Here is a 13,561-nt window from a genome sequence, read left to right as displayed (position 1 = left end):
CCGCAGGGGATCAATCCCCCGCAAATTTCCAAAGACAAAACTCAGCGCCGAGGGGCCAGCGGCATCGAGCCCAATGCAAACACCGAATTAGGAATTTGCAGGCGTGACATCAATGGGCGCTTCACAGGCACCACCCCCAGCGCCTTGCGCGGTGCAGCAGCCGACTGCTCGGGCGCGGCAACCACACCCTGGGCTTGCGCCTGCGTCATGAGGTCGCGCAGCGAAACGGACTTCAAATAGTCCAGCACCCGGGCATTGAACGACACCCACAGCTCACCCGTCATGGCCTTGAGCTGAGCCACCTGGGGCGGCGTGAGGGGCTGGTAGTCATCCACCTCCATGTTCTCCACCGCCAGGATGATTTCCGCCACAGCGATTTGCTCGGGCTTGCGGGCCAGCGTGTAGCCGCCCCCTGGCCCACGCGTGCTCTCCACCAGCCCTGCGCGACGCAGTGCGCTGAACAACTGTTCCAGGTAAGAAAGTGATGTGCCTTGGCGCTGGCTGATGGTCGTCAGCGACACCGGCTTCATCCTCTGATGCAGGGCCAGGTCCGTCATGGCCGATACAGCGACTTTTCCTCGGGTCGTAATACGCATGGCAACTCCTTCTGAACACGAATGTGCGATACCGCAGACAAGGCGTGTTGTCCTTGCCAGCCCTGTACTCTAAAGAAATCAATACTTCGCGTCTATTCGTTTTATTCAACAAAATACTTCGTTTTTCGCAAATAATTTGCCACCATGAACTTCAAACATCTGCGCTACTTCTGGGCCGCAGCCAAGGCGGGCGGTGTAATGCGCGCCGGTGAGCAATTGCACACCACGCCCCAAACTTTGTCGGGACAGATCAACCAGCTGGAGGAATGGCTGGGCCATGAACTGTTTCGCAAACGCGGACGCGAGCTGGAATTGACGAACGAGGGCCGCATCGCCTTGGGGTACGCAGAGCAGATCTTTGCGCTGAGTGATGAGCTTGAAAAATCCATCCGACTACCCAGAGGACAGGCAAAACCGCTGGAATTCAAGGTGGGTGTGGCTGACTCGGTCGCCAAATCGGTGGCTTACCATTTGCTGGAGCCCGCGCTGGGGATGCACGAACAGGTGCACATGACATGCCACGAGGGCAAATTCCCCGAACTGCTGGCGCAACTCAGCATCCACCGGCTCGATCTGCTGCTGGCCGATGAACCAGCCTCCAAGAAAATCGGCGTGCGCGCGTTCAACCACGCCCTGGGCTCATCGAGCATGAGCTTTTTCTGCGCGCCGTCTCTCAAGAAAGAATTGCAGGGCGCCTTTCCCCAGTGCCTTCACGGGGCGCCCATGCTCATTCAAGGGCCGCAGTCGTCGGTGCGCCAGCAACTCGACCACTGGCTCAACAAGCACCACCTGCAGCCTCGCATCGCGGGAGAGTTCGACGATAGCGCTCTGATGAACGCCTTCGGGCGGGAAGGCCGGGGTATCTTCACGTCACCCACCGTTCTGGAGCAAGAGACCCAAGCCCAGTTTGGGGTGGAAGTCATTGGTAGTTCAAACGAATTGGTGGAGGAGTTCTTCGCCATTTCAGTGGAGCGGCGCATCAGCCACCCCTGCGTGGTGGCCATCACGGAATCGGCACGCTCCGATCTGTTTGGTCAAGGCCCAACTGATTGATCTTGCACTACGCCTCGGCGTTGTTGCACAAATGCCGGTCGCAGCTGATGTAGGCTCGGGAGATGAGAGAGACGAGCTGGGGTCGGGTTAAGTACCGCACAACGAACTGGAAGGCTTACAACGCAGCGTTGAAGGCGCGAGGTGAGCTGACCATTTGGCTCGATAGGGATATGCAGTGGCTAGCTCAGCCCACGGGCAAGCGTGGTCGTTGCCAAAAATTCTCAGATGCGGCCATTCAGTTTTGCCTGACCATCAAGTGCTTGTTTGGCCAGCCCTTGCGCCAGACACTGGGCCTGGTTGAGTCGCTATTGGGTATGGCAGGCCTGGATTGGCCAGTGCCCGACTACAGCACGGTGTGTCGCAGGCAAAAGAGCTTGGATGTGCAGGTGCGCTACCGTGCAAGTGACAAAGGCTTGCACATGCTGGCCGACTCCACGGGCATCAAGTTCTTGGGCGAAGGTGAGTGGAAAACCAAAAAGCACGGCGCACAGCGGCGCCGCCAGTGGCGCAAGGTGCATCTGGGTATTGATGCCCAGACACTGCAGATTCGGGCCATCGCAGTAACAACCAATGAAGTGGGCGACTCGCCCATGGCAGCAGACCTGCTAGGTCAAATTCCAAGCAATGAAGAGATAGCTAGCTTTACCGGTGATGGGGCGTACGACACGCAGGATGTACATAAGGCGTGCTACCTGCGGGGAGCCATTCCAATCATCCCGCCGCGCAAAGGAGCGAAGCTGCGCAAAGGGCTGGCATTTGCTCACCGCAATGAAGCGGTCAAGGCGTGTAGGCAGTTGGGGCGGGCTATCTGGAAACGCTGGAGCGGCTACCACCGAAGGTCACTGGTGGAGACCAAGATGAATTGCTTCAAGCGCCTGGGCGAGAAGGTCATGGCCAGGACGTTTGAGCGCCAGGTGACCGAGCTGCACATCCGAGCTTCAATCCTCAATCAATTTACCGATCTGGGCACGCCCCAGACGGTCGCTGCTGCGTAAATCTTTTTGGGATTGGGGATGCCTTGGCCTATGGCCGATTTATGCAACAAAGCCCCAGCGATCCCACAGAATGGATTCAACGTGCTCTGCTGGAGCCCCAATTGGGGGCTATCAACCCGGGGAGTAGAGACGCAGACGCTCGGAGCGTTCGGCAGGTGACTCGCTCAGCAGTTCGTTGATTACTTGCTCACGCGTCTTGCCAGAACTTACATCAGGTGTGCGGATGGGGTAGTTGCTCTCACCATAAGAAAGGCGGCCTTGCCGCATCGCAGCCTCGGTCTCCGCCTTGACTTGGGCGCGGGTTTTCTCGCTCTTGAAGTGTTCCGGGTGAACGATTACGCCCTTTTCATTGTTGGCAGGATGCTCGTAGGCTGCCGAAGCCATCCCTGGAAGGCCCAGAGCAACTACTGCGGTTGCGGCTGCGATCATGGAAGAAAGGGAGAGGCGTTCTTGGGTCATGGTTGAAGCTCCTGGAAGGTGGATGAAACTTGCATCTCTCATGCCTTGGTCGGGCGTTGAGGCGATGTGTTCATCTTAGGGAGCGCACCCCAACAGAATCCGGACAGCCAGATGACATTGTTGTTAAGAATCTGCGTGAATTGGAGCGCGAGTTGGTGGACGTGCGCGGGGGACGAATGCGGAGGACGGAGGACCAACCACACGGGTAGACAGAAGTCACCGGTTGCAGAAAAATGTGCGCTCTTTCTGGTGGCCCCAGACAATCGCCGAGCCAAGGTGGCGGAGCAACTCCAAAGACCGGTATTCTCCCGTGTTTCGGAACTCGGGATTCGTTATCTGCCTTACAGCCAACTGGAGCAGAACCACGCGTCCATGAGCCGCTTTGGCTCCAGCATCAAGCCATTGCTGGAGATTTCACAGCGGTTGTAAGTCTTCTGCCTTATGCCTTATTTCTCCTCCATGGGTTGATGCGCTCACACGCTGAGGATCGACCTGCGTGGTGATGTCAGCGAGATTAAGTTTTTGTAATCCATAGCCATACATTTGGAGGGCCGATGCCTCAGTCTGAAGGCTTACAGACCAGCGGGCGGGAATTACTATTTCTCGTACCGACTCCTGACCGCGATCTTCCGAAAAAGGGTTGTTCATCACCCTCTTCGGCTGGACAACGGACATAACATGAACATAACCACACACCCGCTCGAAGCACTACGGCCCGTCACCCAGGTGGACAAATTGGTGTCCAAAACACCCAGTGTTCAGGACGACGGCTTTTTGGACGCGATGAAGCAGGCGCTTTCGACCACGAGCAAACTACAAGCGGATTCTGGCCGCCTGAGTCGAGAGTTCACTCTTGAGAATCCCACGGTGGGCCTTGAAGAAACGATACTCGCTGGTGTCAAGTCGAACATCGCATTCCAGGCCACGCTCCACAGTCGAAACCGAATAGTTCAGGCCTATACCGATGTGATGAACATGCAGGTTTGAAATTTCACCATGCACGTTGGGCGGGTTGATGCCACCTCGCTAATCAGCAACACATGTGCCGATTGGCGAATTCATGCCGTGACCATCCCCGGGCCTGTCCAAATTTCTGTGTGTAAGGCTGATTGAATCTTCATTGATCTCGTGAAGCTGGTTGGATATTTTACGAGCTCGATTTCGTGAACACCGTGCCCAAGGCCGGCGCCGCTTGCTCATGGCTGATGCTGGTGCATGCCCTGGATGGCTGTGAGGCGCTCAATGAGAGTGCGATCTACAAATACAGCAGTGCGACGATTCCCAAACTCAACGCGCTCATCGGTCAGTGCCGCAACCGGGCGCAGGCGCGTATGGAGGTCTTCCGCCGGATCTTGTTCAACACGCTAGGGGCTGTTGAGAATCAAGCACAACGGCTCGGAGGGCTGTGATGCAATAGGCGCATGAGCATTCGATGGGTACTGACAGACGAGCAATGGGCCAAGATGGAGCCTCAATGCCTTGGCAAGCCAAGTGATCCTGGACGCAGCGGCACAGACAACCGCCGCTTCGTTGAGGCAGTGCTGTGGATTGCCCGCACAGGCAGCCCCTGGCGAGACCTGCCGCCAGAGTTCGGCAAGTGGAACACGGTGTTCAAACGCTTTAGAGACTGGGTTAAGGCCGATGTGTTCCAACGTCTGTTCGATGCAGTGAGCGAGCAGCCGGACATGGAATATGCGATGGTGGATGCCACGATTGTGAAAGTGCATCGGCACGGCCAGGGGGCAAAAGGGGGACTTCGGGCCAGGCCATAGGCCACTCGAGGGGCGGCATGACCACGAAGATACTGGCGCTGACGGATGCATTGGGCAATCTGGTGAAGTTCGTCTTGATGCCAGGGCAGCGCCACGACACCAAAGGGGTCAGAGAGCTGATTGCCGATGTGCGCTTTGATGCCTTGCTTGCCGACAAGGCCTTCGATGTGAATTGGCTGATCCAGGAGTTGGGTAAGCGCGGGGCGCAGGTGGTGATCTCACAGATGCCCCGCAGGAGAGCGCCACTGGAGATTGACCTGGAGGTCTACAAATGGCGCCACTTGATCGAGAACTTCTTTTGCAAGCTCAAGGAGTTCAAACGTATCGCAATGCGCAGCGACAAGACGGATAGCAGCTTCGCAGCGATGATCTATCTCGCAGCTGGGGTTATCAACTCCCGTTGATTCTCAACGCGCCCTAGTGGGTCATTCGGACTGCCACCTGAAGAACATTTCTTTCCTGAGCAATGAAGAGAGGGCCCGCGTGGCACCCTACTACGACCTATGCACGGCGGTGAATCACACACGGGTCTCTACCAATGAGCACACGGTGTAGTCCAAGGAGGAGTTGGCCATGTCGGTCATGGGCGCCGGTAGATTCGGGGACGTCATGTTGGCCTCGGCGCTCGCAACGGCGGTGGGGATGAGGAAAACCGGCTTGGGCCGGCTGGCATGGGCGGGCGGATGAGTTTTGCAGGGCCGACTGAATAGGCGCTTCCTCTGCGTCATTCCTTGCAGGCCTTCATCTCCGCCTCGAAGCGCTGCTTGCGCAGTTGGTTCAGGTAGGGCGTAGTCAAGGCACGCGGACCATGGTCGAGCGGCAGGATCAAGGGCTGGGGCGGGCAGTCGCCACGGCCGGTTTTGGCGGCCTCGGCGGCATCTCGCGTGCGCGTGGCCTCGGCCTCCTGGCCGGCCTTGCGGCCTTGCTCGATAGCCTGAAAGTCAGGGCCGGCCAGGACCGGCAAGGTGGCGCCCAGCATCAGCGCGCCGGCGAGGGGGTAGATCAGCTTGTTCATGATGATTCCTTTGGTATGCGAAACAGGGGGCTTGAGCTGCATGAGGGGAACAAAGTGCCTTGACGGCGGCCTATTGATCCGGCACGGTTTATTGCAGAGTCCCGATGCCGTTCAACTTGAGCCCGTCGAGGGGCTTCGACACCTCAGCCCGAGCAAGGTTTACGAATAAAGCCTGCCGGATCAATAGTTGTGCGCCTGCATGCTCCAGCCCACCACCTGGCGGCTGAACAGGTCGATGACCGCTGCCAGGTACACCCAACCTTCGTCGGTGGCGATGTAGGTGGTGTTGCCACACCAGAGCTGGTCGGGTGTATCGGGATTGAAACGTCGCTGTACCAGGTCCGGGGCCACCGGCGGGGCTGTGGCGGCTGTCCGTGGTCACCACAAATTTGTGCTGGGTCTTGGCCCGGATGCCGTGCTGCTGCATCAAGCGGCGCACACGTTTCCTGCCCACCCGGATGCCACGGGCGAGCAGTTCCTTGTGCATGCGAGGCCAATCGCATCAAGCTCGCCTTCTTCGAAGTTCAAACTGCTTGACCAAGCCATAAATAGCGGGAATTACTGCCAGCGTCAGCACGGTCGAGGAAATCATCCCTCCAACCATCGGTGCAGCGATACGGCTCATGACTTCCGAGCCTGTGCCAGTTCCCCACAGGATGGGAAGCAAGCCAGCCATGATGGCGACCACGGTCATCATCTTGGGGCGCACCCGCTCGACCGCGCCTTCCATGATGGCTTCGTAGAGATCGGCCACGCCAGGCTCCTTGTTTTCCGATCGGCGCCGGGCCTGAATCTCTTCCCAGGCATGGTCGAGGTAGATCAGCATGATGACGCCCGTCTCTGCTGCCACCCCGGCCAGTGCGATGAAGCCCACCGCGACAGCCACCGACATGTTGTAGCCCAGCCACCACATAAGCCAGATGCCCCCCACAAGGGCAAACGGCACCGACAGCATGACGATCAAGGTTTCGGTCAGGCGCTTGAAGTTCAGGTACAGCAGCAGGAAGATGATGAGCAAGGTGACCGGGATGACGACCTTCATCTTCTGCACCGCGCGCTCCATGGATTCGAACTGGCCGCTCCAGGTGGCGTAGTAGCCGGGCGGGAACTGAACTTGCTCGTTCACGGCCTTGCGCGCGTCGGCCACATAACCGCCGATGTCGCGGTCCCGGATGTCGACAAAGATATAGGCCGACAGCAGCGCGTTTTCGGTACGGATGCCGGGTGCCCCCTTGGCGACTTCCACGCGCGCCACCTGTCCCAGCGGGACCATGGCGCCGTCCATGGTGGGAATGAGTACCTCGCGGGCGATCTGCTGCGGGTCGGCGCGCAGTTCGCGCGGATAGCGCACCGTCACGCCGAAGCGCTCGCGGCCTTCGACGGTGGTGGTCACCATCTCGCCACCCAAGGCCGTGCCAATGACGTCCTGCAGCTCTCCTACCCCCAGGCCGTAGCGTGCCAGCTGCGCCCGGTCGGGTTCAATATTGAGGTAAAAGCCCCCTGTGATGCGTTCCGCGAACGCCGAGGTCGTTCCGGGCACCTGCTTGACCACGGTTTCGATCTCGCGCGCCAGGCGTTCCATCTCGCCCAGGTCCTTGCCGAAGACCTTGATGCCGATGGGCGTGCGGATACCGGTGGACAGCATGTCGATGCGCGCCTTGATGGGCATGGTCCAGGCGTTGGACACGCCGGGGAATTGCAATGCCTTGTCCAGTTCCGCGATGAGCTTGTCGGTCGTCATGCCGGGGCGCCATTCGGACTCGGGCTTGAGGTTGATGACGGTCTCGAACATCTCGGTCGGCGCCGGGTCGGTGGCGGTGTTGGCGCGCCCAGCCTTGCCATAGACCGATACCACCTCCGGGAAGCTCTTGATGATTTTGTTCTGCGTCTGCATCAGCTCGGCCGCCTTGGTGATGGACATGCCGGGCAGCGACGCGGGCATGTACAGCAGCGTGCCTTCGTTGAGCGTGGGCATGAACTCCGAGCCGAGCTGGCTGGCGGGGTAGAACGACACGCCCAGCACAATGATCGACGTGGCAACCGTCAGTTTCTTCCACCGCATCACGGCGGCGATGATGGGACGGTAGATCCAGATGAGGAACCGGTTCACCGGGTTCCTGGATTCGGGCATGATTTTTCCCCGGATGAACAGCATCATCAGCACGGGCACCAGCGTCACCGACAGTAGCGCGGCACCGGCCATGGCAAAGGTTTTGGTATAGGCCAGTGGCGAGAACAGGCGGCCTTCCTGCGACTCCAGCGTGAACACCGGCAGGAAGGACACGGTGATGATGAGCAGCGAGAAGAACAAAGCCGGGCCCACCTCCTTGCAGGCGGCAATCATGGCTTCCACGCGCTCGGTGTTGGTGTGCTCCTCGGGCAAGCGTTCCAGGTGCTTGTGCGCGTTCTCGATCATGACGATGGCCGCGTCCACCATGGCCCCGATGGCGATGGCGATGCCACCCAGGCTCATCAGGTTGGAGTTCATGCCCAGCAGGCGCATGGCGATGAAGGCGATCAGCACCCCCACGGGGAGCATCAGGATCGCCACCAGGGCCGAGCGCACATGCATCAGGAAGACCACGCAGACCAGCGCGACGATCAGGCTTTCTTCGAGCAGCGTGCGCTTGAGCGTGTCGATCGCGCGGTGGATCAGGTCGGACCGGTCGTACACCGCCTCGATGGTGACGCCCTGCGGCAAGCCGCTTGATACCTCTGCGATCTTTTCCTTCAGGTTGTGGATCACCTCCAGCGCGTTCTGGCCGTAGCGCGCCATGGCGATGCCCGAGACCACCTCGCCCTCGCCGTTGAGTTCCGTCAGGCCCCGGCGCTCGTCCGGTACCAGTTCAACACGGGCGATGTCGCGCACCAGCACCGGCGTGCCCTTGTCGGCCTTGACCACCAGGTTCTCGATGTCAGACACGCCGCGCAGGTAGCCCTTGCCGCGCACCATGTACTCGGTCTCGGCCATCTCCACCACGCGGCCGCCCACGTCGCGGTTGGAGTCGCGCACCACCTGCGACACCTTGGCCAATGGAATGCCGTAGGCGCGCAGCTTCACCGGGTCGACGGTGATCTGGTAGGTCTGCACAAACCCGCCAATGGATGCCACCTCGGCCACGCCATGGGCCTTGGTGAGCTGGTAGCGCAGGTACCAGTCCTGCAGCGTGCGCAGCTCGGCCAGGGTCTTGTCCTTGGCCAGCAGCGCGTACTGGTAGACCCAGCCCACGCCGGTCGCGTCCGGGCCGATCTGCGGCGTCACGCCCTTGGGCATGCGCCCCGCCGCGAAGTTGAGGTATTCGAGCACGCGCGAGCGGGCCCAGTAGATGTCGGTGCCATCCTCGAAGATGATGTAGACGAACGAGGCGCCGAAGAAGGAGAAGCCCCGCACCACCTTGGACTTCGGAACCGACAGCATGGAGGTGGTCAACGGATACGTGACCTGATCCTCGACCACCTGCGGGGCCTGGCCCGGATACTCGGTATAGACGATAACCTGAACGTCAGACAGGTCCGGCAACGCGTCCAGCGGGGTTTTGAGCACAGCATAGACGCCGCCAACAATGACGAACAAAGTCGCCAGCAGTACGAGGAAACGGTTTCTTCCCGACCAATCGATGATCTTCGCAAGCATGGTGTCTCCCGAAAATCAGTTGTGACCGGCGTGGGAATTGGGCGTGGCATTGCCCGAGGGCTTGACTGCGGTGATCACCCATTCTCCTTGCCCGCGTTCGACGAACTCGAACGCCACCGCTGCGCCAGGCTTGAGCTGTTTCAGCAAATCGCTGTTCGCTACCTTGAACTCCATGGACATGGCTGGCCATTTGAGGCTGGGCACCGTGCCGTGCGCCAGCGTCACCGTGGAGGACTTCGTATCGATGTCCTCTACTGTGCCTTCGGCTTGGTGACCCACGCCTGTGACGGCCTTGGTGCTTGCTGATCCATCAGGAGTGGCTTGAGTCCCGTGTCCTGTATGCCCCAGGCCTCCGATGGCGGCTTTGAGGTTGCTTTCCGCATCGATGAGGAAATTGGCGGCCACTACGACCATCTCACCGTCCTGCACGCCCTCGATAATTTCGATGCGGTCCTCGCTGCGCGCGCCGACCTTGACTTCGCGGGGCTCGAAACGCCCCTCCTTGAGTTGCACCAGAACGATCTGCCGTGTTCCGCTGTCGATAACCGCCGACGTCGGTACCGTCAGCACGGTGCCCTTGGAGGCGGCGGGCAGTTCCACCTGGGCAAACATGCCCGGCTTCAGCAGTCCGCCTGGATTGGCCAATTCAACCCGCACGGGCACGGTGCGGGTTTCCGCCGTGAGCGTTGGATAGACGTAGGTGATGGAACCGGTGAATACCTTGTCCGGGTAGGCGTTGATGCGAACCGTGGCCTTTGCCCCTGTTTTGACCATGCCGATGTCCTGCTCGAATACATCGGCTATCACCCACACTGAAGACAGGTTAGTGACCTGGTAGAGCGCGTCGCCTGGCATGAAACGCATGCCCTGTACCGCCTTTTTCTCGGTCACGATGCCTGCCACCGGCGAGCGAAATGTGAGGGTGCGGCGCGCCGTGCCCGACTGAGTCAGCGCCTTCACCTGCTCGTCCGAAATATCCCAGTTGCGCAGGCGCGTCAGGCCCGATTCGGCGAGTTCTCGCATTCCTTTCTGTGTTTCCTCGCTGGCGCCCTTCAAGGCGTCGACCCCTTGGGCGGCAATCGCATATTCGCGTTGCGCCGACACCAGCTCTGGGCTGTAGACCTCGAACAACGGCTGGCCCTTGCCCACGGCCTGGCCGGTGGCGTTGACATGCAAGCGTTCGACGTAGCCCTCGAACTTGGGGGTGATGGCGTAGGTCAGGCGCTCGTCGGGTTCGATGCGGCCTGCCGCGCGCACCATCTTGTCCAGGTTGCGCAGGCTGACAGCCTCAACGCGCACCCCGAGCTTCTGAACCTTGTCGGTGCTGATCTTGATCTGGTTGGCGCTTCCGGCTTCCGGTTCCTGATCGCCCTCGTAGACGGGGATGTAATCCATCCCCATCGGGTCCTTCTTGGGCGTGGGGGACGTATCGGGCAAGCCCATCGGATTGCGGTAATAGAGAACCTTGCGCTCCTTCTTATCGTTTGCCGAAGCAACAGTCGATGTCGCCTGCACTGATCCATGTGCAGCGGACTGGCGTTGCCCGTACCAATAGCCGCCTCCCGCAGCCAGTGCCGTGGCGGCCAGCACGAGCGCGCCCACCTTGATAGTTGTTGTCATAGATCTTCTCCCACGATGCGCTCGATGTCTGCCAGGCGAATCTGCGCCGCGACTCCTGCTTTGACTTGATTGAGTTTGGCTTGTCGTATCTGTCTCTGTGCATCCAGCAGGGTGGCGAAATCCACCTTGCCCGTTTCGTAGCCTGCCAAAGCCGACCGGAACGTCAGCTCCGACTGGGGTAGCAGGCTGTCCGTGGTCAACGCCAGCGTACGGCGAGCCGCATCCAGGCCCGCCAAGTTTTCATACAGATCCGCCAGTACCTGGTTGGTGGCCGCTTCGCGGCGCGAGCGGGCGGCATCCAGCATGGCCTGTGCTTCCTGCTCCTGTGCGCGCCGGGTGTCCTGCTGCAAGGGAATGGTGACCTCGACCATCAACTCCCATTCCCGGATCGACTTACCGTACTGGATGGGTGACACCCCCACCGCAAAGTCCGGATAGCGGTTCTTGTAGGTGAGTTCACGGTTCTTTTCTGCAGCCTGGATTTGTGACTCCTCGGTTCTCAGCAGCGGATTGCTGGACCGTGCACGCTGCTCCAGGACATCAAATCGCATGGTCTCAGGCGCCGGAAGTGTGCGAATGCTCTCTGGCGTAGCCAGCATCTCGCTGGCAGGGCGCCCCACGAGCGCTTTCAGCTTGGCCTGCAACTGACTTCGCTCTGCTTCGAGTGCAATCAATTCGTTGCGCATGGTGGTTTGCTCCAGCTGCGCACGAATCACGTCCTGCTGCGCGGCCAGGCCACCGGCGTAGCGCACCTGGGCGACTTTTTCCAGGCGAGTCATCAGGTCCAGGATCTCCCTGGTCAGCCGCTCGTCCTGGTCCAGATAGTAGAGTTGGGCGTATGTCGTCTTGATCTTGGTCGCTAGTTCACTCCAGGTGCCAGCCACTCGCCCTCGAGCCGCTTCGGCCTGCCATTGGGCCGATTCACGCTTGAGGCCCCGTTTCCCAAACCACGGCAATTCCTGTGTGAGCAGGTATCGCGTGCTGCCCACACGCCCTGGCAGCAGCGTCGGGTTGCGCTCGCCCATCCGGGTAAGGTCACGAAGTTCCATTCTGAACTTTGGATCCGGCAAGGCACCCGCGGGTACGACACGCTCGGCAGCGGCATCGGCATCAAAACGCATGCTTGCGAATTCGGGGTTTCGCTCCCAGGCCGCTTGCAGCAACCCTTCAACACTCGACCCAAGCTTGACCTCCTGCGCGTAAACCATCGAGCTCAGCGCGAGAGACACCATTACCACACCCAACGACAGGCGATTCCTCATAGGCATCATGACCTCCACCTTGGCGCACGCAAAGCGGAATTCAACCGGTCAATTACTTCGGCCCAGTCCGCGTCTTCCAGAAGTTCTTCGCGCAACAGAGTCGCCTGAGATGGTGTCCAGAATGGCGCATCGGCCAGCAGCACATCGGCCGGCAGTGGAGCGTGGGCCTCCAAGAACTCCCCGATGCCTGCCGCGTCCATGCGCAGACCAAGCTGGGAAAACAGTTCAGAGAAGCGATGAAATGACTTTTCCATAGCGGTGATCCCTATTGTTTAAACACAAAAATATGACTTACGCAAAATTGTTCCAGTAAGGCGCTCTGACGCAGACAGTGCAAGCGCACGGCAAGGAAGAGCAACGCCGCTGGGGCGATTTTGCGTAAGTCCTGAAAAATTCTGAAGACGTGGTCGGTGGAGGCTCACGAAAGCGTCAGGCTCAGCGCCAAAATGACCGCTCTGCAAGCCATCCTACCCTCTTTCACTGAAATCCAGGGTGTTGCACTTCGTATTTGAGTCCGCCCACCGCGTGCGAATTCACGTTGTGATTATGCAAGCCCGAGACTGACGGGAAGATGTTTCAAAAATTACATTTCTGTCAGGTAATTTTTGGGGCTTGACCTATCAGGCTGCTGAAATCCCGAGGTTAGCCAGGCCGACGCGCGATCCCACAGAATGGATTCAACGTGCTCTGCTCGAGCCCCAATTGGGGGCTATCAACCCGGGGAGTAGAGACGCAGACGCTCGGAGCGTTCGGCAGGTGACTCGTTCAGCATTTCGTTGATCACTTGCTGACGAGTTTTCCCTGGGCCCACATTAGGCACAGGCATTGGGTAGTTGCTCTCGCCATAAGAAAGAAGTCCTTGCTGCATGGCAGCCTTGGCTTCCGCGATGACCTGCTCTCGCGTCTTCTCGCTCTTGAGGTGTTCCGGGTGAACGATTACGCCCTGTTCATTGTTGGCAGGATGCTCATATGCTGCAGAAGCCATCCCTGGAAGGCCCAGAGCAACTACTGCGGTTGCGGCTGCGATCATGGAAGAAAGGGAGAGGCGTTGTTGGATCATGGTTGAAGCTCCTAAGGAAGAAGGTGGACGAAACTTGCATCTCTCATGCCTTGGTCGGCGTTGAGGAGATGTGTTCATCGTAGGGAGCGCACCCC

Annotated in this window: 15 protein-coding genes and 2 pseudogenes; 7 read left to right on the top strand and 10 right to left on the bottom strand. The window is 59.5% G+C overall.

Going from position 1 to position 13,561, the window contains the following annotated elements; all coding sequences use genetic code 11:
- Positions 1 to 41: 41 nt before the first annotated feature.
- The gene (locus BDD18_RS11220; RefSeq protein ID WP_044397844.1) at positions 42 to 596 is read right to left on the bottom strand and encodes an Rrf2 family transcriptional regulator; all 555 of its coding nucleotides are present in this window, start codon (positions 594 to 596) and stop codon (positions 42 to 44) included.
- Between the two features lie 144 nt (positions 597 to 740).
- On the opposite strand from BDD18_RS11220, the gene nhaR reads away from it, so the two are divergent.
- Positions 741 to 1,649 carry a transcriptional activator NhaR gene (gene nhaR, locus BDD18_RS11215; protein ID WP_142083252.1) on the top strand — a complete coding sequence of 303 codons (909 nt, stop codon included), beginning with the start codon at positions 741 to 743 and terminating at the stop codon, positions 1,647 to 1,649.
- 62 nt (positions 1,650 to 1,711) lie between these two features.
- Entirely contained in the window at positions 1,712 to 2,644 is a 933-nt protein-coding gene (locus BDD18_RS11210; RefSeq protein WP_142082744.1) for an IS5-like element ISAav2 family transposase, read from the top strand.
- 111 nt (positions 2,645 to 2,755) lie between these two features.
- On the opposite strand, the gene BDD18_RS11205 is transcribed toward BDD18_RS11210, so the two are convergent.
- On the bottom strand, positions 2,756 to 3,103 hold the full coding sequence (locus BDD18_RS11205) for a DUF4148 domain-containing protein (RefSeq protein WP_142083250.1): 348 nt from the start codon (positions 3,101 to 3,103) through the stop codon (positions 2,756 to 2,758).
- Positions 3,104 to 3,325: 222 nt separating this feature from the next.
- Between BDD18_RS11205 and BDD18_RS22830 the strand changes: the two are divergent.
- Positions 3,326 to 3,532, top strand: a pseudogene (locus BDD18_RS22830) (type II restriction endonuclease); the annotation flags it as partial.
- Here the strand turns inward: BDD18_RS22830 and BDD18_RS11195 are convergent.
- A complete protein-coding gene (locus tag BDD18_RS11195; RefSeq protein ID WP_142083249.1) occupies positions 3,518 to 3,751 on the bottom strand; it encodes a hypothetical protein in 234 nt (77 codons plus the stop codon). The pseudogene BDD18_RS22830 and the gene BDD18_RS11195 sit on opposite strands and share 15 nt — an antisense overlap.
- 30 nt (positions 3,752 to 3,781) lie before the next feature.
- Between BDD18_RS11195 and fliE the strand changes: the two genes are divergently transcribed.
- The 4 genes from fliE to BDD18_RS11175 all read left to right on the top strand — a co-directional run bounded on the left by fliE (position 3,782) and on the right by BDD18_RS11175 (position 5,430).
- Positions 3,782 to 4,090: a flagellar hook-basal body complex protein FliE gene (gene fliE / locus BDD18_RS11190; RefSeq protein WP_066695136.1), complete on the top strand. Its 309-nt coding sequence runs from the start codon at positions 3,782 to 3,784 to the stop codon at positions 4,088 to 4,090.
- Between the two features lie 176 nt (positions 4,091 to 4,266).
- Entirely contained in the window at positions 4,267 to 4,512 is a 246-nt protein-coding gene (locus BDD18_RS11185) for a hypothetical protein (protein WP_142083247.1), read from the top strand.
- 12 nt (positions 4,513 to 4,524) lie between these two features.
- Positions 4,525 to 5,279, top strand: a protein-coding gene (locus BDD18_RS11180; protein WP_125958937.1) for an IS5 family transposase whose coding sequence is annotated in 2 segments (ribosomal slippage) — positions 4,525 to 4,858 and positions 4,858 to 5,279 — 756 coding nt in all. Because the reading frame shifts where the segments join, the coding sequence is not laid out codon by codon here.
- 16 nt (positions 5,280 to 5,295) lie between these two features.
- Positions 5,296 to 5,430, top strand: a complete 135-nt coding sequence (locus BDD18_RS11175) for a HipA domain-containing protein (RefSeq protein WP_244939069.1) — start codon at positions 5,296 to 5,298, stop codon at positions 5,428 to 5,430.
- Positions 5,431 to 5,599: 169 nt separating this feature from the next.
- Here BDD18_RS11175 and BDD18_RS11170 read toward each other — a convergent pair whose 3' ends face one another.
- The 7 genes and pseudogenes from BDD18_RS11170 to BDD18_RS11140 form a co-directional block, all read right to left on the bottom strand.
- Positions 5,600 to 5,890: a hypothetical protein gene (locus BDD18_RS11170; protein ID WP_067511907.1), complete on the bottom strand. Its 291-nt coding sequence runs from the start codon at positions 5,888 to 5,890 to the stop codon at positions 5,600 to 5,602.
- Positions 5,891 to 6,079: 189 nt separating this feature from the next.
- Positions 6,080 to 6,386 (bottom strand): annotated as a pseudogene (locus tag BDD18_RS11165) (IS3 family transposase); the annotation flags it as partial.
- 6 nt (positions 6,387 to 6,392) lie between these two features.
- Entirely contained in the window at positions 6,393 to 9,524 is a 3,132-nt protein-coding gene (locus BDD18_RS11160) for an efflux RND transporter permease subunit (RefSeq protein WP_142083245.1), read from the bottom strand.
- Positions 9,525 to 9,539: 15 nt separating this feature from the next.
- Positions 9,540 to 11,144: an efflux RND transporter periplasmic adaptor subunit gene (locus tag BDD18_RS11155; RefSeq protein ID WP_142083243.1), complete on the bottom strand. Its 1,605-nt coding sequence runs from the start codon at positions 11,142 to 11,144 to the stop codon at positions 9,540 to 9,542.
- Positions 11,141 to 12,415, bottom strand: a complete 1,275-nt coding sequence (locus tag BDD18_RS11150) for a TolC family protein (RefSeq protein WP_142084053.1) — start codon at positions 12,413 to 12,415, stop codon at positions 11,141 to 11,143. Before BDD18_RS11150 ends, BDD18_RS11155 begins: the two co-directional genes overlap by 4 nt.
- Positions 12,412 to 12,660, bottom strand: coding sequence for a DUF2789 domain-containing protein (locus BDD18_RS11145; protein ID WP_142083241.1), 249 nt, complete (start codon positions 12,658 to 12,660; stop codon positions 12,412 to 12,414). Before BDD18_RS11145 ends, BDD18_RS11150 begins: the two co-directional genes overlap by 4 nt.
- A 458-nt stretch (positions 12,661 to 13,118) precedes the next feature.
- Entirely contained in the window at positions 13,119 to 13,466 is a 348-nt protein-coding gene (locus BDD18_RS11140) for a DUF4148 domain-containing protein (RefSeq protein ID WP_142083239.1), read from the bottom strand.
- Between the last annotated feature and the right edge of the window lie 95 nt (positions 13,467 to 13,561).

The sequence above is a fragment of the Acidovorax temperans genome (assembly GCF_006716905.1).
Classification (GTDB): Bacteria; Pseudomonadota; Gammaproteobacteria; order Burkholderiales; family Burkholderiaceae_C; genus Acidovorax; species Acidovorax temperans.
Note: the sequence above shows the minus strand (reverse complement) of the source record. Positions and strands in the feature narration are given on the sequence as shown.